General features: G+C 53.5%; 26 protein-coding genes. 11 read left to right on the top strand and 15 right to left on the bottom strand.

Annotated elements, in window-relative coordinates; genetic code table 11:
* Positions 1–102 precede the first annotated feature (102 nt).
* From AC3CB2_RS23200 to AC3CB2_RS23170, 7 genes are all read left to right on the top strand, one after another.
* A complete protein-coding gene (locus AC3CB2_RS23200; RefSeq protein ID WP_174519224.1) occupies positions 103–1,251 on the top strand; it encodes an isovaleryl-CoA dehydrogenase in 1,149 nt (382 codons plus the stop codon).
* A complete protein-coding gene (locus tag AC3CB2_RS23195) occupies positions 1,251–2,858 on the top strand; it encodes a carboxyl transferase domain-containing protein (RefSeq protein WP_352936654.1) in 1,608 nt (535 codons plus the stop codon). The genes AC3CB2_RS23200 and AC3CB2_RS23195 overlap by 1 nt, the downstream gene beginning before the upstream one ends.
* Positions 2,859–2,870: 12 nt before the next feature.
* On the top strand, positions 2,871–4,859 hold the full coding sequence (locus AC3CB2_RS23190; RefSeq protein ID WP_352936656.1) for an acetyl-CoA carboxylase biotin carboxylase subunit: 1,989 nt from the start codon (positions 2,871–2,873) through the stop codon (positions 4,857–4,859).
* A 3-nt stretch (positions 4,860–4,862) separates the two neighbouring features.
* Entirely contained in the window at positions 4,863–6,494 is a 1,632-nt protein-coding gene (locus tag AC3CB2_RS23185) for an acyl-CoA synthetase (protein ID WP_352936658.1), read from the top strand.
* 6 nt (positions 6,495–6,500) lie between these two features.
* Positions 6,501–7,364: a hydroxymethylglutaryl-CoA lyase gene (locus tag AC3CB2_RS23180; RefSeq protein WP_352936660.1), complete on the top strand. Its 864-nt coding sequence runs from the start codon at positions 6,501–6,503 to the stop codon at positions 7,362–7,364.
* Positions 7,361–8,146, top strand: a complete 786-nt coding sequence (locus AC3CB2_RS23175; protein WP_352936662.1) for an enoyl-CoA hydratase-related protein — start codon at positions 7,361–7,363, stop codon at positions 8,144–8,146. Before AC3CB2_RS23180 ends, AC3CB2_RS23175 begins: the two co-directional genes overlap by 4 nt.
* Positions 8,147–8,254: 108 nt before the next feature.
* Positions 8,255–9,535, top strand: a complete 1,281-nt coding sequence (locus AC3CB2_RS23170) for a TCR/Tet family MFS transporter (RefSeq protein WP_014287202.1) — start codon at positions 8,255–8,257, stop codon at positions 9,533–9,535.
* Positions 9,536–9,539: 4 nt separating this feature from the next.
* Here AC3CB2_RS23170 and AC3CB2_RS23165 read toward each other — a convergent pair whose 3' ends face one another.
* The 4 genes from AC3CB2_RS23165 to AC3CB2_RS23150 all read right to left on the bottom strand — a co-directional run bounded on the left by AC3CB2_RS23165 (position 9,540) and on the right by AC3CB2_RS23150 (position 12,104).
* Positions 9,540–10,100, bottom strand: coding sequence for an isochorismatase family protein (locus AC3CB2_RS23165; protein WP_008552582.1), 561 nt, complete (start codon positions 10,098–10,100; stop codon positions 9,540–9,542).
* Positions 10,101–10,252: 152 nt separating this feature from the next.
* A complete protein-coding gene (locus tag AC3CB2_RS23160) occupies positions 10,253–10,801 on the bottom strand; it encodes a cysteine hydrolase family protein (RefSeq protein WP_352936664.1) in 549 nt (182 codons plus the stop codon).
* 34 nt (positions 10,802–10,835) lie between these two features.
* Positions 10,836–11,396 (bottom strand): cysteine hydrolase family protein, encoded by a 561-nt coding sequence (locus tag AC3CB2_RS23155; protein ID WP_008552656.1) that lies wholly within the window; start codon positions 11,394–11,396, stop codon positions 10,836–10,838.
* 159 nt (positions 11,397–11,555) lie between these two features.
* Complete coding sequence (locus AC3CB2_RS23150) at positions 11,556–12,104, bottom strand: cysteine hydrolase family protein (protein WP_352936666.1); 549 nt, start codon at positions 12,102–12,104, stop codon at positions 11,556–11,558.
* A gap of 98 nt (positions 12,105–12,202) precedes the next feature.
* Here AC3CB2_RS23150 and AC3CB2_RS23145 point away from each other — a divergent pair, with 98 nt between their 5' ends.
* Positions 12,203–13,138 (top strand): GlxA family transcriptional regulator, encoded by a 936-nt coding sequence (locus tag AC3CB2_RS23145; RefSeq protein WP_352936668.1) that lies wholly within the window; start codon positions 12,203–12,205, stop codon positions 13,136–13,138.
* On the opposite strand, the gene AC3CB2_RS23140 is transcribed toward AC3CB2_RS23145, so the two are convergent.
* From AC3CB2_RS23140 to AC3CB2_RS23100, 9 genes are all read right to left on the bottom strand, one after another.
* The gene (locus AC3CB2_RS23140) at positions 13,135–13,692 is read right to left on the bottom strand and encodes a cysteine hydrolase family protein (protein WP_008552537.1); all 558 of its coding nucleotides are present in this window, start codon (positions 13,690–13,692) and stop codon (positions 13,135–13,137) included. The genes AC3CB2_RS23145 and AC3CB2_RS23140 overlap by 4 nt on opposite strands.
* 258 nt (positions 13,693–13,950) lie before the next feature.
* Complete coding sequence (locus AC3CB2_RS23135; RefSeq protein WP_352936670.1) at positions 13,951–14,475, bottom strand: hypothetical protein; 525 nt, start codon at positions 14,473–14,475, stop codon at positions 13,951–13,953.
* A 6-nt stretch (positions 14,476–14,481) separates the two neighbouring features.
* Positions 14,482–14,934: an ABZJ_00895 family protein gene (locus tag AC3CB2_RS23130; protein ID WP_352936672.1), complete on the bottom strand. Its 453-nt coding sequence runs from the start codon at positions 14,932–14,934 to the stop codon at positions 14,482–14,484.
* A gap of 117 nt (positions 14,935–15,051) precedes the next feature.
* Positions 15,052–16,275 (bottom strand): NADH:ubiquinone reductase (Na(+)-transporting) subunit F, encoded by a 1,224-nt coding sequence (nqrF, locus tag AC3CB2_RS23125; RefSeq protein WP_014287211.1) that lies wholly within the window; start codon positions 16,273–16,275, stop codon positions 15,052–15,054.
* 13 nt (positions 16,276–16,288) lie between these two features.
* On the bottom strand, positions 16,289–16,897 hold the full coding sequence (gene nqrE, locus AC3CB2_RS23120; RefSeq protein WP_008552594.1) for an NADH:ubiquinone reductase (Na(+)-transporting) subunit E: 609 nt from the start codon (positions 16,895–16,897) through the stop codon (positions 16,289–16,291).
* A gap of 2 nt (positions 16,898–16,899) precedes the next feature.
* Positions 16,900–17,556: an NADH:ubiquinone reductase (Na(+)-transporting) subunit D gene (locus AC3CB2_RS23115; RefSeq protein ID WP_014287212.1), complete on the bottom strand. Its 657-nt coding sequence runs from the start codon at positions 17,554–17,556 to the stop codon at positions 16,900–16,902.
* Positions 17,556–18,377: a Na(+)-translocating NADH-quinone reductase subunit C gene (locus tag AC3CB2_RS23110; RefSeq protein ID WP_054785579.1), complete on the bottom strand. Its 822-nt coding sequence runs from the start codon at positions 18,375–18,377 to the stop codon at positions 17,556–17,558. The genes AC3CB2_RS23115 and AC3CB2_RS23110 overlap by 1 nt, the downstream gene beginning before the upstream one ends.
* A complete protein-coding gene (locus AC3CB2_RS23105) occupies positions 18,370–19,578 on the bottom strand; it encodes an NADH:ubiquinone reductase (Na(+)-transporting) subunit B (protein ID WP_054785580.1) in 1,209 nt (402 codons plus the stop codon). Before AC3CB2_RS23105 ends, AC3CB2_RS23110 begins: the two co-directional genes overlap by 8 nt.
* A gap of 3 nt (positions 19,579–19,581) precedes the next feature.
* On the bottom strand, positions 19,582–20,934 hold the full coding sequence (locus AC3CB2_RS23100; RefSeq protein WP_352936675.1) for a Na(+)-translocating NADH-quinone reductase subunit A: 1,353 nt from the start codon (positions 20,932–20,934) through the stop codon (positions 19,582–19,584).
* A 533-nt stretch (positions 20,935–21,467) separates the two neighbouring features.
* On the opposite strand from AC3CB2_RS23100, the gene AC3CB2_RS23095 reads away from it, so the two are divergent.
* On the top strand, positions 21,468–22,496 hold the full coding sequence (locus AC3CB2_RS23095) for an FAD:protein FMN transferase (RefSeq protein WP_014287216.1): 1,029 nt from the start codon (positions 21,468–21,470) through the stop codon (positions 22,494–22,496).
* Between the two features lie 12 nt (positions 22,497–22,508).
* Positions 22,509–22,742, top strand: coding sequence for a (Na+)-NQR maturation NqrM (gene nqrM, locus AC3CB2_RS23090; RefSeq protein ID WP_008552621.1), 234 nt, complete (start codon positions 22,509–22,511; stop codon positions 22,740–22,742).
* Positions 22,743–22,797: 55 nt separating this feature from the next.
* Here the strand turns inward: nqrM and AC3CB2_RS23085 are convergent, their stop codons facing one another.
* Both AC3CB2_RS23085 and AC3CB2_RS23080 read right to left on the bottom strand, forming a co-directional pair.
* A complete protein-coding gene (locus AC3CB2_RS23085; protein WP_208609285.1) occupies positions 22,798–23,247 on the bottom strand; it encodes a hypothetical protein in 450 nt (149 codons plus the stop codon).
* Positions 23,248–23,343: 96 nt separating this feature from the next.
* A complete protein-coding gene (locus AC3CB2_RS23080) occupies positions 23,344–23,559 on the bottom strand; it encodes a hypothetical protein (RefSeq protein WP_014287218.1) in 216 nt (71 codons plus the stop codon).
* 437 nt (positions 23,560–23,996) lie between these two features.
* Here AC3CB2_RS23080 and AC3CB2_RS23075 point away from each other — a divergent pair, with 437 nt between their 5' ends.
* Positions 23,997–25,820 carry a DEAD/DEAH box helicase gene (locus AC3CB2_RS23075; RefSeq protein WP_008552606.1) on the top strand — a complete coding sequence of 608 codons (1,824 nt, stop codon included), beginning with the start codon at positions 23,997–23,999 and terminating at the stop codon, positions 25,818–25,820.
* The last annotated feature ends 574 nt before the right edge of the window (positions 25,821–26,394 follow it).

Here is a 26,394-nt window from a genome sequence, read left to right as displayed (position 1 = left end):
ACGAACGTTCGTTTAATTAATTTGCGATCCACTGGGAAGCTCAACAAAGAGCGTGGATTGACTGGATCGGTAGCAGGAGGAAGCGCCGTGTTTGACGCCGTAATGAATTTTGGTCTTGGTGAAGACATTGATGCTCTGCGCGAAACCATTCGCCGTTGGGCACAAGACAAACTCGCACCGCGCGCCGCTGAGATCGACGAGACCAACGAGTTCCCGAATGACCTCTGGACAGAGATGGGCGAACTCGGTGTGCTGGGCATGACGGCTGACCCAGAATACGGCGGCACCGGCATGGGCTACCTCGCCCACGTTGTTGCGGTTGAGGAAATCTCCCGTGCGTCCGCATCTGTTGGCCTGTCCTACGGCGCACACTCCAACCTGTGTGTGAACCAGATCAACCGTCATGGCACCCCTGAGCAAAAGGCAAAGTACCTGCCAAAGCTCTGCTCCGGTGAGCATGTAGGTTCTCTGGCCATGTCCGAGCCAGGCGCTGGTTCTGACGTTGTTTCCATGAAACTGCGCGCTGAAAAGCGCAACGACCGCTACGTGCTCAACGGCAACAAAATGTGGATCACAAACGGTCCGGACGCCTCCACTCTGGTGGTCTACGCAAAGACTGATCCAGACGCTGGACCACGCGGCATGACAGCCTTCCTCATCGAAAAAGGCATGAAAGGCTTCTCCACTGCACAGAAGCTGGACAAACTCGGCATGCGCGGCTCCAACACCTGTGAGCTGGTCTTTGAAGACTGCGAAGTCCCTTACGAAAACGTCCTTGGCGAAGAAGGCAAAGGCGTGAATGTGCTGATGTCCGGTCTGGACTACGAGCGCGTCGTTCTCTCCGGTGGCCCACTGGGCATCATGGCAGCAGCGATGGACATCGTTGTACCTTACATCCACGAGCGTAAGCAGTTCGGCAAGTCCATCGGCGAGTTCCAGCTCATGCAGGGCAAGATCGCTGACATGTACACCCTGATGAACGCCTCCCGCTCCTACGTGTACGCAGTAGCTGCTGCGTGTGACCGTGGCGAAACCACCCGTAAGGACTCCGCTGGCTGTATCCTCTACTCCGCAGAAAACGCAACCAAACTGGCTCTGGAAGCTATCCAGTCCCTCGGCGGCAACGGTTACATCAACGAGTACCCAACCGGCCGCCTGCTGCGTGATGCAAAACTCTATGAAATCGGCGCTGGCACATCCGAAATCCGCCGCATGCTGATTGGTCGTGAGCTCTTCCAGGAAACCAAATAATGGCTGTCATCAAGTCTCAGGCTGCAACGGGTTCGGAAAGCTATAAGAACAACCGCACCCAGCACCTCGCCGCGATGGATGAGGTCCGCACAGCAAGCCAGCAAGCACTTTTAGGCGGGGGCGAAGGCCCTCGCGAGCGGCACGTGTCTCGTGGGAAAATCCTCCCGCGCGAGCGCGTTGCCCGTCTGATCGATCCAGGTTCTCCATTTCTGGAAGTCGGTCAGTTTGCTGCCCATAACATGTACAACAACGCCTCCCCTTCGGCTGGCATTGTCACCGGCATCGGTCGGGTCAACGGCGTCGAATGCATGATCGTTGCCAACGATGCCACGGTTAAGGGCGGCACTTATTATCCGCTGACGGTAAAGAAGCACCTCCGCGCCCAAGAAATCGCCATGGAGAACAATCTCACATGCATTTACTTGGTGGATTCCGGCGGAGCGAACCTGCCTCAGCAGGATGAAGTGTTCCCGGACAAAGAACACTTTGGCCGTATTTTCTACAATCAAGCCAATATGTCCGCAAAGGGCATTCCGCAAATCGCGGTGGTTATGGGCTCCTGTACCGCTGGCGGCGCATACGTGCCGGCCATGTGCGATGAGACCATCATCGTGAAAGAGCAAGGCACCATTTTCCTCGCCGGTCCTCCACTGGTGAAAGCCGCCACGGGCGAAGTGGTTTCTGCTGAAGATCTGGGCGGCGGGGATGTTCACACCCGCCTCTCCGGTGTGGCAGACCACTTGGCCCGTGACGACGCTCATGCATTGGCGCTGGCCCGTCAGGCCGTCTCCAACCTCAACCGTCGAAAGCCGGATCAACTTCTGCTGCAAACACCAGAAGATCCGCTCTACGACCCGGAAGAAATCCTCGGCGTTGTCCCTGCGGACCTGAAAACTCCATACGACGTGCGCGAAGTCATCGCCCGCGTGGTGGACGGTTCCCGCTTCGACGAGTTCAAAGCCCGCTACGGCACCACGCTCGTTACTGGTTTTGCGCATATCCACGGCATGCCTGTTGGCATCATCGCCAACAACGGCATCCTGTTCTCCGAGGCAGCCCTCAAAGGCGCACACTTCGTTGAACTGTGCTGTCAGCGCAAAATCCCGCTGGTCTTCCTGCAGAACATCACCGGTTTCATGGTCGGTCAGAAGTATGAGGCAGGCGGCATCGCGAAAGACGGCGCAAAGCTCGTCACCGCAGTGGCATGCGCGAAGGTTCCAAAGATCACTATGCTCATCGGCGGCTCCTTCGGGGCTGGTAACTACGGCATGTGTGGCCGCGCCTACTCACCGCGTATGCTCTGGACATGGCCAAGCTCCCGCATCTCCGTCATGGGTGGCCCCCAGGCTGCTGGCGTTCTGGCAACCGTGCGCCGTGACGGCATCGAGCGCAAAGGCGGCGAATGGTCAGCGGAAGAGGAAGCAACCTTCAAACAGCCGATCATTGATCAGTTTGAAGAGCAAGGGCACCCGCTCTACGCGTCTGCTCGCCTCTGGGATGATGGCATTGTCGACCCACGCAAAACCCGCGACGTGCTGGCTCTGTCCATCGCAGCAACCCTCAACGCACCAATCGAAGACACGCCATTCGGCGTCTTCCGCATGTAAGGGGGCAGCATAGTGTTCAAGAAAATCCTCATTGCCAACCGCGGTGAAATTGCTTGCCGTGTTGCAAAGTCTGCAAAAGCCCTCGGCATCAAAGTTGTGGCTGTCTACTCAGACGCTGACCGTGATGCCCGTCACGTGCAAATGGCAGATGAAGCTTACCGCCTCGGCCCAGCGCCAGTGGCAGAAAGCTACCTCAACATTCCTGAGCTGCTTGCAGCAGCTAAAACCAGCGGCGCAGACGCAATCCATCCGGGCTACGGTTTCCTTTCAGAAAACCCAGAGTTCGTGGAAGCAGTTGAAGCAGCTGGCCTCATCTTCATCGGCCCTCCAGCAGACGCAATCCGCGCGATGGGTTTGAAAGACGCAGCGAAGAAGCTGATGGAAGAATCCGGCGTTCCTGTTGTACCGGGCTACCATGGTGACAATCAGGACGGCGAGTTCCTGAAGGCAGAAGCTGAAAAGATCGGCTATCCGGTTCTCATCAAAGCCCGTGCAGGCGGTGGCGGTAAAGGCATGCGCCGTGTTGATGACCCGGCAGACTTCATCGAAGCGCTGGAAGGCGCTCAGCGTGAAGGCCAGTCCAGCTTTGGCGATCCACGCGTGCTCATCGAGAAGTACATCCTGTCCCCTCGCCACATCGAGGTTCAGGTCTTCTGTGATGGCCATGGCAACGCTGTTCACCTGTTCGAACGCGACTGTTCCCTGCAGCGTCGCCACCAGAAGGTGATCGAAGAAGCTCCTGCCCCCGGCATGACTGAAGAGATGCGCAACGCCATGGGCGAAGCTGCCGTCAAAGCTGCTCAGGCCGTGGGTTATGAAGGTGCTGGTACCGTTGAGTTCATCGTTGATGGCTCTGATGGTCTGCGTCCTGACCGCTTCTGGTTCATGGAAATGAACACCCGCTTGCAGGTGGAACACCCTGTGACCGAGGCAATCACCGGTCAAGATCTGGTCAACTGGCAGCTCTCCGTAGCAGCTGGTGGCACTCTGCCTCTGATGCAGGACGAGCTCACCATCTTCGGACATGCGTTCGAAGCGCGTATCTACGCTGAAGATGCCGAAGCAGGCTTCCTACCAGCAACAGGAACACTGAACGAGCTAAAGCTGCCAGAACTGTTTGCCCGCATCGATAGCGGTGTGCGCAAGGGCGATACGATCACCCCTTACTACGATCCAATGATCGCAAAGGTGATCTGCCACGGCGAAACTCGTGAAGCCGCTCTGGCTAAGATGTCTCTGGCATTGGAAAAGAGCCACGCAGTCGGCTGCACCACCAACATCACTTTCCTGCATCGCCTGTGTAACCACGAAGGCTTTGCAAAAGGTGAGATGGATACCGGTCTTATCGACCGTGAGTTGGAAGCTCTCACCAAACCAACAGCCCCAACCCGGCATGCTTTTGCAATGGCCGCTCTCATCGAGCTTGGCTTTGCAGCTGAGACTGCCGTAGTAGATGATGATCCATGGGTAAGCCTCACCGGTTGGCGTCACTGGACCGCTGCAAAGCAGTTCGCACACCTCTCATGGCGTGATGAGGTGACCGAGGTTGTTGCAAGCCGTCATCATGATGGCAGCCTGACAGTGACGGTTGATGGTGAGACATTCGATCTGCAGATCCTCTCCGTAGACAACAACCACATGCGCGTGGATTTCTCCGGTCAGATCACCTCTGCAGATTTCTTCGTCGAAGACACCAGCCTCACACTGTTCTCTGATGGTGTGACATGGCGCTTTGACCTGCCGGATCATCTGGCAGAGCAGGACGACAGTGCAGCATCAGGTAATGCAATCACCTCTCCAATGCCTGGCCTCGTGCGTGCAGTAAACTGCAAGCCGGGTGATAAGGTATCTGAGGGCGACACCCTGATCGTAACTGAAGCCATGAAGATGGAACACTCTCTCAAAGCACCACGTGATGGTGTGGTAGCAGAAGTGATGGCGAACGCAGGTGACCAGGTGGAAGAAGGCGTTATACTCCTCACGCTTGAGGAGGAGGAATAACCGTTGTTGCCATCTGCGAATACCTATGAGGAACTCCGAGAAAAGTTTCAGTGGGACATCCCGGAGTTCTTCAACATTGGCGTAGATATCTGTGACAAGTGGGCGGACAAAGATGCCGCCCGCGAAGCACTCATCTTCGCTGAAGAAGAAGGGCCAACAACCACCTACACGTTCGGTGACTTGAAAAAGCTGAGCAATCAGCTGGCCAACCTGCTCGTTTCACAAGGCATCACTCGCGGTGATCGTGTCGGCATCCTGTTGCCGCAAGCACCAGAGACAGCCTTCTCCCATATCGCAATTCACAAGCTCGGCGGCATCTCCATTCCGCTCTTCTCCCTGTTTGGCGAAGAAGCACTGGAGTACCGACTGGGTAACTCCGGCGCCAAAGCTCTCATCACCAACAACACAGGCGCTGCGAAGCTTGAAAAGATCCGCGAAAGCCTGCCAGAGCTAGAACTGATCCTGAACATCGAGGGCACTGACTTCGGCACCCGTTCGCTCCATGTAGAAATGGCAGAACAGAGCGAAGACTTCACACCGGTGAAGACGAAGGCCGAAGATCCAGCCATTATCATCTACACCTCCGGCACCACAGGCCAGCCGAAAGGCGCACTGCACGCACACCGCACGTTGCTCGGCCACCTGCCCGGCGTAGAGATGCCGCACAACATGTTCCCCAAAGAAGGTGACCGCTTCTGGACACCTGCGGACTGGGCATGGATTGGCGGCTTAATTGATGTTCTCCTGCCAAGCCTGCACCACGGCGTTACAGTCGTCGCCTGTCGCTTTAAGAAGTTCAGCGGTGAAGCAGCTTTCCAGCTGATGCAGGATCTGAAAATCCGCAATGCCTTCATCCCACCAACTGCGTTGAAGATGATGCGGCAGGTTGAGAACCCGAAGGACCGCTGGAACTATTCTCTCCGCTCTCTCGGCAGTGGTGGTGAAGCCCTTGGCGCTGAACTGATCCAATGGGGCCGCGATACATTTGGCCTGACAATCAGCGAGTTTTACGGCCAGACCGAGTGCAATCTAGTTGTCTCCACCTGCGCAGAGCTGATGGAAACCCGTCCGGGTGTTACCGGCAAAGCCGTGCCGGGCTTTGATGTACAGATCGTAGACGACAACGGCACCATTCTGGAAACCGGTCAGCTCGGCAACATCGGCGTTCGCGCTCCAAACCCTGTTATGTTCCTGCAATACTGGAACAACCCGGAAGCCACGAAGAAGAAGTTCTCCGGCGACTTTCTCATCACGGGCGACAAAGGCGTGATGGACAAGGACGGCTGGATCCAGTTTGTTGGCCGCGATGATGATGTCATCACATCTTCCGGCTATCGCATCGGCCCAGGTGAGATTGAAGATTGCTTGCTGAAACACGATGCTGTTGCCATGGCAGGTGTGATCGGTAAGCCAGACAAACTGCGGACTGAGATTGTCAAAGCCTACATTGTGCTGAAGGAAGGCATTGAGCCCTCTGATGAACTCGCCAAGGAACTTTCTGAGTTTGTTAAGCAGCGTTTGGCTGCCCATGAATATCCAAGAGAACTGGAATTTGTCGAAGCCCTGCCAATGACAACAACCGGTAAGGTGATCCGCAGAGAACTTCGTACCCGCGCTATCGACGAGGAGGTTTGATCAGCGATGAGCAAGAAACTAAACATTTTTGAAATGGGCCCACGCGACGGCCTTCAGAATGAAAAAACGCTGATCCCGACAGCAAGCAAAATCGAACTGATCAACCGCCTTTCCGAATGTGGATTTGAGAAGATCGAAACATCTAGCTTCGTCTCGCCAAAGTGGGTGCCACAAATGGCAGATGCTGCAGAAGTGTTTGCAGGCATCACTCGCAAGCCCGGCATTCGCTACACCGCACTGACGCCAAACATCAAAGGCTACGAGCGCGCCAAAGCATCTGGCGCAGATGAAGTTGCGATCTTCGCATCAGCGTCTGAGGGTTTCTCACAAAAGAACATCAACTGCTCCATTGAAGAAAGCTTCGAGCGGTTCGCTCCAATCGTGGAAGCCGCAAAAGCAGACGGCATTCCGGTTCGAGGTTACGTCTCCTGCGTTGTCGAGTGCCCCTATGATGGCCCGACACCGGTTGAGAACACCGCCATGGTCTCCGAACGCTTGCTACAGATGGGCTGCTACGAGGTCTCCCTCGGCGACACCATCGGTGCTGCGACACCGGAAACAACCGAGGCCATGCTGGACGCAGTGCTGAAGGTTGTTCCTGTTGAACAGCTTGCAGGCCACTTCCACGACACCAAGGATCTGGCTCTGGCCAACATCATGTCCAGCATCAAGATGGGTCTGCGGACATTCGATTCCGCAATCGGTGGCCTGGGCGGATGCCCGTATGCTCCAGGTGCCAAAGGCAACGTCAGCACACTGGCTGTCGCCAAGATGGCAAAACTGCTGGACTACGACACCGGTCTGGACATCGAAAAGCTGGAACAAACGCAAGAGTTCATTCTCTCCATTAAAGAGGCAGCCGCTGCATGACCTTTAAGAACATTCGCATCGAGAAAGCCGAAAACCGTATCACCACGCTCTGGCTGGCACGCTCTGAAAAGCACAACGCCATGAATGCTGAAATGATGGACGAACTTGCAGCAGCAGCGGAAGAGCTGGACAACTGCGAGCAAACCCGCGCTGTCATTCTGGCAGCAGACGGCGAAACCTTCTGCGCTGGTGGCGACCTCAAATGGATGCAGGCACAGGCTGAGAAGGACCGCATCGGTAAGATGCAGGAGGCCAACCGTCTGGCAGGCATGCTCAAACGCCTCGACAGCATGAAAAAGCCTCTGATCGCCCGCGTCCACGGCCCGGCCTATGGCGGCGGCGTTGGCATGCTCAGCGTGTGCGATCTGGTGGTCGCAGCCGACAACACCAAGTTCGCCCTCACCGAAACCCGCCTCGGCCTGATCCCTGCAACCATCGGCCCGTATGTTGTACGCCGTCTGGGTGAAGGTCACGCCCGTCAAGTCTTCATGAACGCCCGACCTTTTGGCGCAGAAAGAGCTCATCATCTGGGTCTGGTTTCACTGGTGACAACAGCCGAGGACTTGCACTCAGTAACGCAGAAAGAAGCAGAAGCTTATCTGAACTGCGCTCCGGGTGCCGTGGCAGATGCAAAAGCACTTTGCCAGAACTTGGCACGCATGCCGGTAGAAGATCAGATTGACTACACAGCAAATGCCCTAGCGGACAGATGGGAAACATCTGAGGCGCAAGTCGGAATTGCTGCTTTCTTTGCTAAAGAAACACCACCTTGGCGCAAATAAATCTTCATGACGACTGTTTGACCTGCGGCATATGCACAAATGCTGAGTTTTTTCTTTACTTGCTGGAGCGCTTTGTTACATAGCATTTAGCGAAAAAACGAGAAAAGAATGCTGCCGGCACTGCAAGCTATCAGGTCAAAACAGGATTTTCATACCCTTGTCTTCATTGCAGGGACTGTTTTGCTGAACGCGATTGGTGCTGGTTTGATCATTCCGGTGACCCCGGCACTGGTCGCAGAGCTTAGCCAAACCACCATCGCAGATGCAGCCCTTTGGGGTGGCTACATCGCAGCAAGCTACGCTGCCATGCAGTTCCTCTTCGGCCCTGCCGTTGGTGCAATTTCAGACCGCTTTGGCCGCCGTCCAGTACTGCTGATCTCTCTGGCGGTCCTGACAATCGACTACCTGATCATGACCTTCGCCGGCTCGCTCTGGGTCTTGTTCATCGGCAGGCTACTCGCTGGAGTGGCCAGCGCTACCTACGCCACCGCTTACGCAGCCGTCTCCGACATCTCCCACAACGGCAAACGCGCCACCCGCTTTGGCATGGTCGGTGCAGCCATCGGTTTCGGCTTTGTGATTGGTCCCGTCATTGGCGGCACCCTCGCCCTCTTCGGCATTCGTGTACCGTTCTACATTTCCGCGATCCTGATCGCCATCACCTTCGTCTACGGTCTGTTCTATATGCCAGAGACCCTGCCAAAAGCAGCGCGAAAAGCCATCCGCTGGCGCAGAGCAAACCCTGTTGGGGCGGCTTTGGACATCGCCCAGACACCTGTACTGATGTGGCTGTTCATCGCCCTCTTCCTGTTTGAGATGGCGAACTTCGTATACCCAGCCATCTGGCCTTACTACACCATCGAAGCCTTCCACTGGACCACCGCACAGGTCGGCCTCTCCCTTGCCATCGTCGGCATCGGCTTTTCAAGCGTCAAAGGCGGCCTCATCCGCTGGATCATCCCTCGCAAAGGGGAAGCTAAAACGGTTCTCTACGGCTTCTTCTTCGCCGTTATCGCACTGCTGGGCTTCGCCTTCGCACCTAACACACTCACCGTCATCCTGCTGCTTCCACCAGCTGCGCTTGGTGCCATGATCCCGCCCGCCATGATCGCCCTGATGAGCCACCACGTCTCGCAAGACAAACAAGGCCGTCTGCAAGGCGCATTGACCAGCATCATCGGCCTTACACTGGTGCTCTCCACACTGATGATGACCCAGCTCTTCACCCACTTCACAGCTGATGGAGCAGAGCTTTATTACCCTGGTGCACCGTTCCTGCTCGCAGCCACATTCATGGTGCTTGCCATCGGTCCATTCCTGATTGGCTTGAAGAAAATCAGCGGCAACTCCCAACCCGTTGCCCTGCCAGAAAGCACGCTCGCAGAGTAATCCCTCAGGCTATCGAGTTGCGCTGCAGATACTCTGTTGTTGAGACGATATTGCTGCAAATGAACGACAGCGAAGCCATAATCGCAGCCTGTACAAACTCCTGCTGCGACGACTGGTCATTAGCCCCCGGCTCACGCGTTGCACAAGCATCATAGATAATCGTAATCGGATACCCCAGTTCGGTCGTCGCATGCGCTGCCGCAGCGATGCAGTCCTTGCTCATAGACCCGCAAATCACCAGCTCCTCAACATTCTCATCATCCAGAATTTGCTTGAGATTGTTATTGAGGAAGATGTTGGAGGTGTACTTGGTCACCACAGGCTCATGTGGCAAGGGCTTGGCCATGTCGTGGATCTCCGCTCCGATGGTCCCCTCAACGGTGAACGGCGCATCCTTCTCTTTGAAATGGTGCTGAATGTGAACGATGGTCTGATCCTGAGCGCGTGCATTTGCAAGCAACATCTGAATGTTCCCTGCAGCTTCCAACTGCCCTTCCAACTCACACTTCCCACCGGGAAAGAAGTCGTTTTGACAGTCAATTATCAGCAGCGCTGTCCTCGTCATTTTCCGTTCAACACCTCCTGTCTCAGGCAGTTCACTAACACTCTAATAGATATCGATTGACGGAACTGAGCCAGAAAAACCCGCATTTTTCATAAAATCTAGAGGTAAGCGCCAGACCTTATAAAGAGCGGTCCACACACATGCAGCCACGCTCAGACAGCCAGATATTCTTCGGTAGTAATCACTTTGCCATAGGCGAAGGAAAGTGCAGCCATGATTGCCCCCTGAACGTACTTTGCAGGCACAACTTCCCCCTCAAACTCAAGATCACACGTTGCACAAGCGTCATAGATAACGGTAATCGGATACCCCAGATCAACGGTCGCCCGCGCCGCTGCATCAATGCACAAATGAGACATACCCCCGCAGATAACGATCTCCTCAATCCCGGCATCCTCGAGGATTTGCTGAAGGTTGGTGTTGAGATAGCTGTTCGCCGTGTATTTCACCACCACATGCTCCCCTTCCACCGGCTTGCAGCTATCATGCAGCTCAGCTCCGATGGTTCCTTCAGCCAGGAAGGGCGCATACTTGTCTTTGAAAAAATGCTGAATATGGACAACGATATCTTTGTTTTCACGCGCAGCTTTGAGCAAACGCTGAATGTTCGCTGCAGATTCGACCTGCCCCACCAACTCACACTTCCCACCCGGGAAGAAGTCATTCTGACAATCAATGATGATAAGGGCCTTTTTGGTCATATCCCCTCTACAGGTTGTTCATGAAAAAAGTCGATTACGCTCCATTCACCGTGTCTAAGAACTCATCTGTCGAAATCACGTTGCTATGCGCAAACCGCAAGGACGCCATCATTGCGGTATGAACGTGATCCGCAGGCACTTTCACACCATTGAACTCAAGGTCTTCCGTCGCACAGGCGTCATAGATAATCGTCAGCGGATAACCCAGATCCAGAGTTTGCCGCGCAGTCGCGTTCACGCAGTTCTGGCTCATGGAACCACACATCACGATTTCATCGATACCTGCCTCAACAAGGATCTGCTGCAGGTTGGTATCCTTATAGCCGTTCATGTAGTTTTTAACGACAACCGGCTCCCCATCAACGGGCTTGGCGCACTCGTTAATCTCGACCCCGGGAGATCCTTCAACCAGATAAGGCTCTGACTTATCTTTATACATATGCTGGAGATGAATGACGTTCTCGTCGTTGTCGCGAACCACCTCCAGAAGACGGGCAATGTTTTTTCCTGCTTCAACTTGCCCAGCTAAAGGGCAGGCACCACCTGGAAAATAATCGTTCTGGCAGTCGACAATAATTAGGGCCCTTTTTGGCATAAGCACACCTCAGTCCTATTGGTCTTTTCAGCGCAGACAATAAGGGCAACACGTTTAAGCATGCCGGATTTTAAGAAGCAGATTTTATAAAATCCCGAGCTAACAACGCCAAAAGCCAGCTTGAACAGCTGGCTTCTGAACTCATCTGAAAGTGCGCGCTTATCCTGCCAGATGTTCGTCTGTCGTGATCACCTTGCCATAAGCAAACGCCAGAGACGCCATGAAGGCACCATGCACGTACTTCGCAGGGATCACTTCGCCATTGTGCTCCATGTCCAAAGTTGCACAGGCATCATCAATAATGGTTGCGGTGTAACCCAGATCAACAGCACCGCGCACTGTCGCATCAATGCAGTTGTGAGACATGGAACCAACAACAACCAGATGCTCAATGCCCTGCTCGTCCAGCACCTCTTTCAGGTTGGTCTCAAGGAAGCTGTTTGCAAACTGCTTCACAACAAGCGGCTCACCACCCTGCGGCAACACAGTCTCATGGATCTTCACGCCCTCAGTGCCTTTATTGAAGAACGGCGCATCACCTGCTTCCATCACATGCTGAATATGGATGATTGGCGTATTTTTGCTGCGGCTGTCTTCCAGCAGGCGCTTGACGTTCTGAGCAGCTTCAACCTGCCCCTTCAGTTCCCAGGCTCCACCTGGAAAGTAATCGTTCTGCACATCGACAATAACCAGTGCTGACTTAGACATGTATGCCTCCATAGGTTTGTTCTTATGCAGCCAACCTAATCCGCATCCTCCTATCCCTCGATTGGCATATACGACATAAAACATGCTATAATCGCCAAATGAGCAACTCAGACAAACATCATCGCATCGGCATCCTCTCCTACCCGGGTGCCCAGCTTTCAGCTGTTTACGGCCTCGTTGACATGCTCAATGCCGCAAACAAGGGCGAAGCAACGCGCATAGAGGCTGCGATCCTTCAGCAAGATCAACTGCCGACTATGGAGAACAGCACGTTCTCCGCAGTCATCCTCCCTCCCAGTCTGGCAGCTCAACAACCAACTGTTTCCGCTAGTCTAACCCAATGGCTCAAACAGCAGCATGAGCACGGCGCTATCCTCTGCTCCATCTGCGTTGGCGCTGTCTTACTTGCCGAAACAGGCATTCTTGACGGCAGGCCTGCAACAACCCATTGGGCGATTACAGAGAGTTTCGCAGAACGATTTCCATTTGTGAAACTCGACACAGACAAGATGATCGTGGACGAAGGCGACGTCATCACCGCCGGCGGCATCATGGCATGGACCGATCTCGGCCTCAGGCTCATCGATCACTTTGCAGGCCACGCAACCATGTTGGACGTCGCCCGTCATTTTCTCATAGATCCGGCAGGACGGGAGCAAAAAAACTATCGCCGCTTCTATCCCAACCTCTCCCATGGCGATCAAGCCATCCTCAAAGCCCAGCACTGGCTGCAGATGGCTTACAAGCAAAAGCTGACTGTGCCCAACATGGCAGAGAAAGCTGGCCTCACCGGCAGAACCTTCCTGCGCCGTTTTGAGACCGCAACGGGTCACACACCCAACGCTTACCTCCAGCAACTGCGCATCACTGAAGCCCGCCAACAACTGGAGCAAACCAAACGCTCATTCAATGAGATCGCGTGGGAAGTTGGCTATGACGACCCAACCGCCTGTCGCCGTGTCTTCATAAAAACCACAGGCCTAAGCCCCGGCCAGTACCGTCAGAAGTTCGGCTACCAAAACCATATTGCTTAGTGTGGGTGTGTCAGAAATTCATCTGTCGACACCACAGATGCATTTGAGAAGATCAGCGAAGCCATGATCGCAGCCTGCACATCATCAACGGAGACCTCACGCCCACGGAACTCCATACAACTCGCTGCACAGGCATCATAAATCACAGTCACTGGATACCCCAGATCCATGGTGGCACGCGCTGTCTCAACAATGCAGTACTGGGTCATCGACCCGCAGATGACCAGATCATCAATCTTGTGCTCCGTCAGCAACTGCTTGAGATTGGTGCCTTCCAATGCATTAAAACTGTACTTGGTGACAATCGGCTCGTCTTGTTTGGGCCAGACCATCTTATTGATCTCAGCCCCAAATGATCCTTCGGCCATGAAAGGAGAATTAGGATCTTTGTAGACATGTTTGATATGAATGACGAACTCGTGGTGCTGCCTCGCATCTTTCAGCAGTTCAACAATATTCCCCGCAGCTTCCATCTGCTTGGGCAACTCAAACTTCCCACCCGGGAAATGGTCATTCTGACATGCAATGATGAGCAAAGCGGTGTTATGCGTCATACCCAACCCTCTATAGCGCATCCCTGCTGGACGGTTCAGCATCCCAAAGGAAACACGCAACAAGCGTCAGAGCCTGAAAAAAGATGCTCACAAGCGCGTCAGGCCCTAGTGAAAATTCACCACCCCACATACTAGGCCCCAATTCATTTAGGCGACGCGCACGCAATCAGTCGGATTTTAGAGAACTCAATAGCAAAACAGAACTGATTAGAAAGAAACCTAACTATGAATCTTCCAGTTCAATCTCTATTGAGAAAATCAGATTACTTCTCGTTGCTCTTTTTTCACTGCAACCCAACCGCCTAACAAGAGCCCAATCCAAATCACAACAAGGTACACAAAGTAAGACACCACAAGCTGCATGGCCTCGATTATGAAACTAATTCCACTGGCCACAGGAACGGGTTCATTCAGCAACAGCGCCACTTCTTGCAATTGACCATGTGAAAAATATGCTTGGAGCAGCTTAAATTGTAAGGCAATGCATGCTTTTCTCATCAACAAAGCGAAAACTGCAAACAAAGCAGCGAAAACCCCAAAACTCAAACCGCTGATCTGACGTCGCTGTTTTCTAACCAGAATATAGGCGTAAGCCACCGCTAAAAAACCAGCAAGCAAGTACAAGACCTCAGCACTAAACGTATTCAAGTTTAAGTTCAGCCCAATTATGGGTGAAATATTCAGCCATGTAAGCACAGATAGAAAATAGATAGCTGCGAAGAGCAGCACATGATGAGTTCTAGAAAATTGCTTTGATTTTAATATAGTATCTTCAGCCTTCATTATTCATCAACCAGCATTACGTTCATCACGCTTGGCAGCTTCTTTCTCAGCTGTTCCAAACCCAATTCTGTATCCAAAGTAAATGGACCAATAAGCCAGAAAGGCAAAGAACAATACAAGACCAATTATTAGTCCCATAATGTCAGAAAGGCCTTCGATATCTGGGAACGCCAGATAGCCAAGAGGTGCATCTATAGCGATAATGATCAAAAGACATAAACCCGTTAGCTTATGGAGCTTCCCTCCTATCAGGCGAACGCCCTCTCTTTTGAACAACCTTTGCCCAACAAGCATCGCTGTGACTAACGGAACTACAAAAGCAACATGCTTTAAGGGAATCTCTGTCTGGAAAAATTGTAGCGCAATCAGGAGTGCCGCAAATAGAACCACCTTAATGAGAACGTAAATCGCAGCAAATCTGCCTGCATATCTGAGTAAACTAACCTGCAAAGTATCCATAAATTATCCAATCAATATAACTACAGATTGCATTATCTCACACACTTCCCCTAAGGCAACAAAAAACCCGGCGCCTCTCGACACCGGGTCTTTTAATTCTCGCAGTACTTTCAGCGGTTAGCCGCCGAAGTCGTCCAGCATGATGTCTTCACGTTCCACGCCGAGATCAAGCAGCATGTTGATCACGGATTGGTTCATGATTGGAGGACCACACATGTAGTACTCGCAGTCTTCTGGCGCAGCGTGGTCCTTCAGGTACTCGTTGTAGAGCACATTGTGAATGAACCCGGTGTAACCGTCCCAGTCATCATCTGGCTGTGGATCAGAAAGCGCCACATGCCATGTAAAGTTCGGGAACTCTTTCGCTAGTTGGTCGAAGTCCTCAACGAAGAACATCTCTTTCTTGGAACGTGCACCGTACCAGAAAGTGATCTTACGATCGCGGTTCTCAAGACGCTTCAGCTGATCGAAGATGTGGGAGCGCATTGGTGCCATACCAGCACCACCACCGATGAACACCATTTCCTTGTCAGTTTCGCGAGCGAAGAACTCACCGAACGGACCGGAGATGGTCACCTTGTCACCTGGCTTCAGGTTGAAGATGAACGAAGACATCTTACCAGCCGGAATGCCTGTGGTGCCAGGAGGTGGAGAAGCAACACGAACGTTCAGCATGATCATGCCTTTTTCGTCCGGGTAGTTCGCCATGGAATAAGCACGCTCAACTGGCTCGTCCACGATAGACTCATATTGCCACAGATTGAACTTGTCCCAATCTTCGCGGTACTGCTCTTCGATGTCGAAGTCGGTGTACTTCAGCTTGTGCGCAGGCGCTTCAATCTGAATGTAACCACCAGCACGGAAGTTCACGTCTTCACCTTCTGGCAGGTCCAGAACCAGCGCTTTAATGAAGGTCGCAACGTTTTCGTTGGAGCGAACAGTACACTCCCACTTTTTCACGCCGAACACTTCTTCAGGCACTTCAATCTTCATGTCCTGCTTCACAGCAACCTGACAGGAAAGACGGTCACCACAGCGTGCTTCACGCTTGGTGATGTGGCTTTCTTCAGTTGCCAGAATGGAACCACCGCCCTCGTGCACTTTCACGCGGCACTGAGCACAGGTACCACCGCCACCGCAGGCGGAAGGAACGAAGATCTTCTGGTCAGCCAGAACGTTGAGCAGCTTACCGCCCGCAGGAACGGAAACGGTGCGCTCTCCGTTGATTTCGATGTTAACGTCGCCGGAAGCAACCAGCTTGCTGCGCGCCATGAGAATGACGATCACCAGCGCAAGCACGATCAGAGTGAAGAGCGTAATGCCCCAGGTAAAGTCTTGCATCTGCTCGTCTCCCTTACAGCTTCACGCCTGAGAAAGCCATGAAACCCATAGCCATCAGACCAGCGGTGATGAAGGTGATGCCAAGACCCTGCAATCCATCAGGAACGTCAGAGTACTTCAGCTTTTCACGCACACCAGCCATTGCAGTAATCGCAAGCGCCCAACCAATACCGGAAGCAACACCGTAAACGGAGGACTCTGCCAGATTGTAGTCACGCTCCACCATGAACAGAGAACCACCCATGATGGCGCAGTTCACAGTGATCAGCGGCAGGAAGATACCCAGCGCGTTGTAAAGCGCAGGTACATAGCGATCGAGGAACATTTCAAGGATCTGCACCACAGCAGCGATAACGCCGATGTAAGAGATCAGCCCCAGGAAGCGCAGGTCAGTACCTTCAAGACCAGCCCACTCCAGCGCGCCTTCGTTCAGCAGCGTGGTGTAGAGCAGGTTGTTGATTGGCACAGTCAGAGCCTGCACAACAACAACTGAGATACCCAGACCCAGCGCAGTCTCAACCTTCTTGGAAACGGCAAGGAACGTACACATCCCAAGGAAGAAGGAGAGCGCAAGGTTTTCGATAAAGATCGCCTTTACGGCGAGGGAAAGAAGCCCTTCCATAATCAGTGAGCTCCCTCAGTTTCCATGATTTTATATTCGCGCTTCTCAACCTGCGCAGGCTTCCAGGTACGGAATGCCCAGATCAGCAAGCCAATCACGAAGAACGCGGACGGAGGCAGCAGCAGCAGACCGTTTGGCACGTACCAGCCACCGTTATTGACGGTTTCAAGGATCTGAACACCAAACAGGGAACCTGAGCCGAACAGCTCACGAACTACACCAACCAGCAGCAGGATCAGGGAGTAACCCAGACCGTTACCGATACCATCAAGGAAAGATGGGATTGGTGGGTTCTTCATTGCAAATGCTTCAGCGCGCCCCATCACGATACAGTTGGTGATGATCAGACCAACGAACACGGAAAGCGTCTTGGAAATCTCATAGAGATACGCCTTCAGGATCTGGTCAACCAGAATAACGAGAGACGCAATAATCACCATCTGCACGATAATGCGGATAGAAGACGGGATCTGGTTACGCAGAATGGAGATGAAGAAGTTGGAGAACGCTGTCACCAGCGTCACCGCAATCGCCATCACAAACGCAACTTTCAGAGAGGACGTTACCGCCAGTGCGGAACAGATGCCAAGAACCTGAAGCGTGATCGGGTTGTTATCGACCAACGGGTCCTTGAGCATGGAGAAGTCTTTGCCAGCCATTACGCCTCTCCTTTTTTCAGATTGTCGAGGAAGGTCTTGAAGCCCTGCTCGCCCATCCAGAATTTGACGAGGTTGTCGACACCACGGGAGGTCAGCGTTGCACCTGCAATCGCGTCAATGTGGTGTTTGGAGCCATCAATACCTGCTGGAGCAGCTTTGCCGACGCCAATGTTAACTGCGCCGTTATCGCCATAAACCAGCTTGCCAGGCCACTGAGCCATCCATTTTGGATTGTCTACTTCAGCGCCGAGACCAGGAGTCTCGCCGTGAGCGTAAAAACGCAGGCCGTACACTTCATTGCCATCAGCATTCAATGCGATGAAGCCATAAAGCGTGGACCACAAGCCGTAACCGTGAACCGGCAAAACGATGCGTTCGATTTTACCCGCATCATCACGAAGCAGATAAACAGAAGCCAGTTTTGCCTGACGCTTGATGGATGCCGGATCGTTTGCCAGAGCGATGGAGCGAGCTGGATCTTTCGCAGCAACACGCTGGTCATAGGTCGCAGCGTCTTCCGCATCAGAAAACTTGCCGGTCGCAACATCAACAAGGCGAGGTTCGAATGCACCAAATGCCTTCTCAACATCGATACCGTCCTGGTAGAGGCCAGCAACCTTGAGGATGTTGGTCTTCTTATCCAGTGTCTTGTTGATTTCCTGCTGTGGCTTCAACATCACCGCAGCGCCGGAAACAATCATGGAACAGATCAGACACAAAACCACAGCAACGGTAATCGTGCGCGGTGCAGAGTCCAAAGGCATCGCGTTGAAGCGCGCCCACAGACCTGTTGGAGCTGTTGTGTTTTCAGCATTAGGCATGGCGCTTCATCCTCCGTGTGATGTTCGCCTTCACAACGAAGTAGTCGATCAGCGGGGAGAAGATGTTGCCGAACAGAATTGCCAGCATCATACCTTCAGGGAAGGCTGGGTTGATGACACGGATCAGGATACACATCACGCCAATCAGCGCAGCATAGATGTAGCGGCCCGGATTGGTCATTGCAGCCGTCACCGGCTCAGTCACCATGAACACCAGACCGAACATGAAGCCGCCAGTGACAAGGTGCCAATACCAAGGCATTGCAAACATTGGATTGGTGTCGGAGCCGATCAGGTTCAGCAGTAAGCTAAAGCCGATCATGCCAGCCAGACAGCCAACAATCAGACGGTAGTTCGCGATACCCGTGGTCACGAGGAACACACCGCCGATTGCAATTGCAATCGTGGAAGTCTCACCAAAGGAACCCTGAATGGTGCCGATGAAAGAGCTGGTCCAGGTGATGCCGTTCGCAGCGAGACCCTGCATGCCGTCAGCAGCAGCAACACCCAGTGCAGTCGCACCAGAGAAGCCGTCAACTGGCGTCCACACCGCATCACCGGACATTGCTGCCGGATAAGCGAAGTACAGGAACGCACGACCAACAAGCGCCGGGTTCAGGAAGTTTTTGCCGGTACCACCGAACACTTCCTTGCCGATAACCACACCAAACGCGATACCAAGACCAACCTGCCACAGCGGAGTGGAAGCTGGAAGGATCAGCGTGTAGAGCATGGAAGAAACGAAGAAGCCTTCGTTCACTTCGTGGCCACGCACAATGGCGAACAGCACTTCGAAGATACCACCAACACCGAGTGTTACGATGTAGATTGGCAGGAAGTACAGAGCACCATGCGCCATGTTGGCGAAGATGTTGTCCGGATTAAAGCCGATACCCAGCAGAGACAGGATCGCAGCACGCCAGCCAGCTGGCTCGGTGATGCCCATCGCAGCCAGTGCAGAGTTTGTCTGCATGCCGGTGTTGTACATACCAAACAGGATCGCAGGGATCGTCGCCAGCACAACGTAGGTCATGACACGCTTAAGGTCAGCATGGTCACGAGCGTGCGGCGCAACGCTGGTCACAGTTTTTGGAGTGTAGATGAAAGTATCCACCATCTCATAGACGGCGTAGAACTTTTCGTATTTGCCACCCTTTTCAAAGAGCGGCGCAATACGATCAAACTTATCGCGCAAGCTCACGGGTTAGCCCTCTTTCTCGATTTTATCAAGATTTGCACGCAGCGCAGCTCCGTATTCATTCTTGGAATGGCAGATGAAGGTGCATAGCGCCAAATCTTCTTCGTCCAACTCCAGAGCACCAAGTTTCTGCGCCATGTCAGTGTCCAGCACCATCAGGGCACGGAGCAGCTGAGTTGGAAGAACATCGAGCGGCATTACCTTCTCATAAGTACCCAATGGAACGATCGCACGGATGGAGCCGTTCTTGTTGGTACCAAACGGGAACTTCAGCTTGCTGCGGAAGAAACCGGAAGGATGCACATTAAGGTTAGACCACTTGGTCATGAATGGGCGAACCCAGCCAACAACGTCTTGCTTGCGGTCTTCTTCCATCAGCGTCACCTGAGTGTGGTAACGGCCAAGGAAGGCAAACTGGTCTTCGGCAATCGTGCCGGAGAGAATAGAGCCGGAAACCACGCGAGCAGGAACACCCGGAAGAGTTTCACCAGCTAGCAACTCAGTCAGATCAGCGCCAACGCGAGTTGTTAGCAGACGCGGCTTGGTCGCCAGCGGGCCAGCAACAGAAACAACGCGGGAAACATCCAGCTCACCTGTCAGGAACAGGTTACCGATTGCGATGACATCCTGATAACCGATGGTCCAGACTGTCTTGTTCTCGTTGACCGGATCGAGGAAGTGAATGTGTGTACCCGCATTACCTGCTGGGTGCTTACCTTCAAAGCTTTCCATCTGCACATCAGCAACATCAGCACCTGGGAGCTTGTCCTTAGGGCTGTGGCAGACGAATGTGCGGCCATCGGTCAGTTTAGAGACAACCTGAAGCCCTGCTTCAAACGCGCCAGCATTCGCATTGATGATCACACCAGCATCCGCTGCAAGCGGGTTGGTGTCCATCGCAGTTACGAAAATGGAACGCGGCTGCGTTTCAAAAACCGGAACCTTGGAGTATGGGCGGGTGCGGAAGCTTGTCCAAAGACCAGACTTGGCAAGTTGCTCACGAACGACAGTTGCGTCCAGAGTTGCCAAAGCGCCAGCTTCAAACTTTGAGAAAGCGACCTGTTCTTCGTTGCCATCGTCCAATTTGATAACGATGGTTTCCAGAACGCGACGTGCACCACGATTGACTGCTTCAACGACACCAGCACCCGGAGCAACATAGTTGATTTCAGGAGAGCGTTTGTCGATGAAAAGTGGTTGACCCTTTACGACGCGATCGCCTTCAGCAACCAGCATACGCGGTTTCAACCCGTTGTAATCTCCACCATTCACGGCAACACGACGAACCTCTTGACCCTTGTGGATCTCTTGGTTCGGAGCACCGGTGATCGGCAGATCCAATCCTTTTGTAATCTTCATCCCTTACCCTGTCAGGCTTCTTATAGGGCAAACCACTAGATGTTCACGGGATATCTACGGGTAAGTGATGCTAAGTCATTCTGCTACGTACAAAATGCCGCGCATGCGGATTATTGACTTTGGCAAGTCGAACCGAGATAAATCCCCCCACAGATCGCATTTTCAGCAACAAAGCCCGAGCATTGCTGAACGTAACTCATCCGTGGCTCCGGTTAGGAGTAACCGCCCGCATACCATTAAAGTGTGCCGCGGTCAGCTATTCCTACGGATTTATGCGGGCCAATACCCTGATATACCGCAAATTTCAATAGGGATTCGTGATATTGACGCAACGGCAATAAGGGTGTTTCGCGAAAATTTTATCTCAAATAAGTTTTCCCCGAACTTTTCACATGCACGTAGTACCACCTACGACTTTCTTCATCTTCAACTAATGCTGATCTTGGTCGCGGCAGTAACCTCCCCCTATTTAACTTGACAGAAAACCAGAATAAGCCGATTACGCGGGGAAATGAAAAAACTCTGAGGCCGAAATGCGCTTCCTCATTACAGCTCTCGTACTCATCTTTGTCACTGCATGTGTACCCAATGACAAAAGCCGCGAAGAAATCGTACTTCACGGCAAAACCATGGGCACAACATTTAATGTCAAAGCCATCAAAGGGTCGTCTTCTGTAACTCAGCAGGAGCTGCAAAAGCAGGTCGATGATGCTCTCGTCGGCGTCAACAAGGCCATGTCCAACTGGGACAAAAACTCAGAGATCAGCCGTTTTAACCGCTCCACCAGCACCGAATGGACGCCAATCTCCCGCGATTTCAGCATCGTGATGCAGGAAGCTTTGCGCATCCATAATCTGACGGGCGGCTACTTTGACGTCACCCTCGCCCCGCTCATCGAGCTGTGGGGCTTCGGCACCAAGCAGGACACTCCTCCGCAGCCAAGCCCACTTGAAATCCGCGAGGCACTCGAGTCCGTCGGCATGAGCACCATGCTTGAGTTCGAGACCGATCCTCCGGCTCTGCGCAAGGTCAACACGGACACCTCCGTGAACCTCTCCGCAATTGCAAAGGGCTTCGGCATTGACAAAGTTGCCTCCGTTCTGGAGCAAAACGGCATCAACGAATACCTCGTAGAAATCGGCGGCGATCTGGTCACTAAAGGCAACAACGCCAAGAATGAACCTTGGGTCGTTGGCATCGAAAAGCCGGATTCCGCAACGCGAACAGTTCAGCAAATCGTTCGTATCAGCGATAAAGGCATGGCAACCTCCGGCGACTATCGCATATATAAGGAAGTCAACGGCAAGCGCTTCTCACACATTATTGATGCTGCATCAGGGCGTCCTGTGACGCATAAACTTGCATCAGTAACTGTAATTGCTGACAATGCGATGCGCGCTGACGGTCTGGCAACAGCTCTCCTGGCAATGGGAGACAAGCGCGGCATGGCTCTGGCAGAGCGTGAAGGGATTGCCGCATTTTTCATCGTTCGTGAAGGGGACCACTTCATCACCCGGTCTTCCAGCGCGTTTAGAAAATTCGAGCAGTCTGCAGAGAAATAACGGAATATCGAAATGGCAACTTTCATCATCGCGTTTGTCATGCTGATCCTGATCGTAGCAGGAATGGCAATTGGCGCCGTTTTCAGAAACAAGCCAATCACTGGCAGCTGCGGCGGCTTGAACGCTATTGAAGGCGCAGACCATTGCGTCGTCTGTAAGCGTGAGATTGATCCAAACAGCCCGCTGCGTGAAAAGCTGCAGCCTTGCAAACGCAAACAGGCGATGGAAGAGCAAAGCGCAGCTTAACTGCACTCCATTTCAGCAAATCCGAAGGGGCCACACGGCCCCTTTTTCATGCCTGCTATTTGTCGGCTGTGTAATCCCGCGCCGCATCCGGCCCTTCACCGCCAATCAGCTTGGCAAAGAAACCGGCCACGATCCCAAAGCCAACACCAATAGCGACAAAGCCGATCCCGAGGAACAAGCTTCCCAGTGTCGGAAAGATCCCCTGCCCGATAGATGTCAGGCTATCTCCACCAATCAACCAGAGCAGTAAGTTCATCCATCCGCAGATAAAACCGCCGGAGAACCAGCTCGGCATGCTCGACTTGAGCAGCGGGTGATAGTTGATCACACCAATCAGCGCAACAAGACCACCAAGCGTAATGCACCAGAGGATCAGACCGAACTGAACCACAAACGATACATTCAGATTAAGCCAGGCAATGAGGTAGAGACACAGAAGCCCAAACGCCAGTCCAAACAACTTGGCTGTGATCCCTCGTCTGAGCAGTGACGGTTTCGAAAACATAACTTCTGGCTCCCATCGGTTCATGCGGCTGGCCAATGCCATGAGTATACCACCATAAACCAAGGGTCTTAAAACTAGTTTTCTGCAATCAGAAGATTATCTGTTCGCCCAGCCAAAATCGAAGACGCCGAACACCATCAGGCAGAAGCTGACAAGCGCCAGCAGACCAAACACCCAACACTTAAGCTTCCAGCGACCAGTCTGGCCTTTCCAGGCATCACGGAACAGGCGACCGCTCAGCACAAACACCACAAGCAGGATCACACCGACCCAGGATGGTATGTCGCTAAAGAAGTTTGAGAGCTGACCCATTGTGCCTCCGCATTGTTGTTGCCTCTCTTTAGTTCTGCCTTTCCAAAAAGGCAAACGCTCAAAGCAATCACACCGCCACCTTGCCAAAGCCAGAAGTCAAAATGCTCAGCTGCCCCAGCAGCACATTCAACACCAAAGCCTCATTTCCTGAGGGAGCAAAACAATGTCAGGACTTCGCCAGAGCAATCAACCTCCCCATTACCTGGTCCTTCTAAACGCCCAAATACAGCCAACTTACATGCATCTTTCATATCTATTTTTCATATTTCATTGACCTTTTCAGCTAGGCAGACTACAAGGCCCACGAAGAAAAGAGCTCGCTTGCCATTTGCCGCCTCATGATCTCCCCGTTACGGTCCATGAGTGAGCGGAAGCGATGGGTAGGGCAACAAAGCTCTTGCTTTACAGATAATGACCCTCCTCGAAAGAAATACTAAATGACGATACCTGAAGGGGTTTCCCCGGCGCTTTCTACCGCACTAGAAAAGCGCGAATACACGTCTCTCACCCCGGTCCAGACCGCCGTTCTTGATGAAGAGCTGAAAGGCAAAGACCTTTTGGTTTCTGCTCAGACTGGCTCTGGTAAAACCGTTGCATTCGGCATCGCAATTGCGCCGGAACTGCTGGGTGACGAAGAGCGTATGGGCCGGGCAAACGAACCTCTTGCATTGTGTGTTGCGCCAACCCGTGAGCTGGCAATCCAGGTCTCCAAAGAACTGGAATGGCTCTACGGCGAAGCTGGAGCTCGTATCACCACCTGTGTGGGTGGTATGGACATGCGCCGTGAACGCCGCAATCTTTCTGCAGGCGCGCACATCGTAGTCGGCACCCCAGGCCGCCTGCGTGACCATATTGAACGCGGTTCTTTTGACACCTCCGCTCTGCGCACTGTTGTGCTCGACGAAGCGGACGAAATGCTGGACCTCGGTTTCCGCGAAGACCTTGAATTTATTCTCGACGCAGCACCAGAAGAACGCCGCACTCTGCTGTTCTCTGCAACTGTTCCTCCGCAGATCGAAAGCCTCGCGAAGCGTTTCCAGCGGGATGCACAGCGCATTTCCACTGTAACCAATCGCGAACAGCACGCAGACATTGAATACCGCGCAATGCAGGTCGCTCCCAACGACCGCGAAAACGCAATCATCAACGTCTTGCGCTTCTACGAAGCACAGAACACCATCATCTTCTGCGGCACCCGCGAGATGGTGAAACACCTTTCCGCACGCCTCGGCAACCGTGGTTTCGCAGTTGTGGCGCTCTCCGGTGAGTTGAGCCAGGCTGAACGTAACCATGCGCTGGGTGCAATGCGTAATGGCCGTGCCCGCGTTTGTGTGGCAACCGACGTCGCAGCACGCGGCATCGACTTGCCAAACCTGGATCTCGTGATCCACGCAGACCTACCAAACAACGCAGAAACCCTGCTGCACCGCTCCGGTCGTACCGGTCGTGCAGGCCGTAAGGGCGTTTGTACGCTGGTTGTGCCACACACCCGCCGCCGCTCCGCAACGCGCCTTCTCGGCTTTGCGAAAGTGAAAGCAGAATGGGGTCCAGCACCAACAGCACAGCAAATTCGCGACAAAGACCGTGAGCGCATCCTTGCGTCTACCGATCTGCAGGAAGCACCAAGCGAAGAAGATCTGCCAATGGTTCAGGAGCTTCTTGAGAAGTTCACACCAGAACAGATCGCAGCCGCTTACATGCGCCAGATCCATCAGGGCCTGCCTGCACCGGAAGAACTGCTGGCAAGCTCCTTCGAAGACCGTGAGCGCAAGCCACGTAAAGACTTCGACAACGGTGTTTGGTTCCGCCTCAACGTTGGCCGCAAGCACAACGCAGAACCTCGTTGGCTCCTGCCAATGATCTGCCGTGCAGGTCACATCACCAAAAAAGACATCGGCTCCATCCGCATCTTTGATGCAGACAGCCGCTTCGAGCTCGACGCAAAACTCGCTGACAAGTTCCAGGAAACCGTCAAAGAAAACGGCACTGGTGAAAAATCAATCACCATCACCCGTATCGAAGGCAATCCTGAGCGTGGAAGCAGCGGTCGTCCAGGCGGTCGTCGCAACCACCGTGGCGGTGGCGGCGGTGGTTACCGTGGCGAAGGCGGACGCGGCGAAGGTCGTGGCCGTGGTCGTGGTGGCGAAGGCGGCGGTTACCGCGGTCGTCGTGATCGTGATGGCGAAGGTCGTGGTCGTGGCCGCGGCGAAAACAAGCCAGGCGGTGGCAAAAGCTTCCGCGACAACCGCGGCGGCGAATAAGCCTCACCCAAAAAGATTTGCAAACGGGCCTCTCGGGGCCCGTTTTCTTTTGCAGCCAGCTTGCCAACCAAACTGTACGAACACGAACAGCACCGCATGACATCCCATGCAGTGGTGAGGCTGAAAGTCCCCGCAAGGCGGGTGGAGCAAGACGAACAGGCTGAGCCTGCGCTACTTGTTAGAAATGAGTCTTCGGCAACAGCTGGTCGCCTCGCTCGGGTCTTTTAATATGGACAACATCGCCTCTTATCCTGAAAGACACGATGGCCAGTTTCCTGGAAAGACAAAGCTGCCCTCGCAACGGATTTCTCCAAAAGCAAAAGCTCTTTGCCTCTGACATTTGCCGCTCTGACCAGTAAATGCCACCGCTTGATGCCCTTCAGACTTGGGCCCTTCCTCCCAGACCATGCGGTCACGCCTAAAAATCGGTTCCACCGGACAACCGAAAGATGCGTTACTTCTCCCGAAAGCCCAACCCCGCCCACGCCGCGAGATGGACGGTCCACCCCGGCCCGATTGCGTAGGCACACAACAAAGATAAAGCCGTAAACTGGCAAGGGGGATAAGTTTTCTG

It is taken from the genome of Pseudovibrio sp. SCP20 (assembly GCF_057774105.1).
The sequence above is the reverse complement of the archived record's forward strand: the minus strand, read 5'-3'. Positions and strand labels throughout refer to the sequence as shown.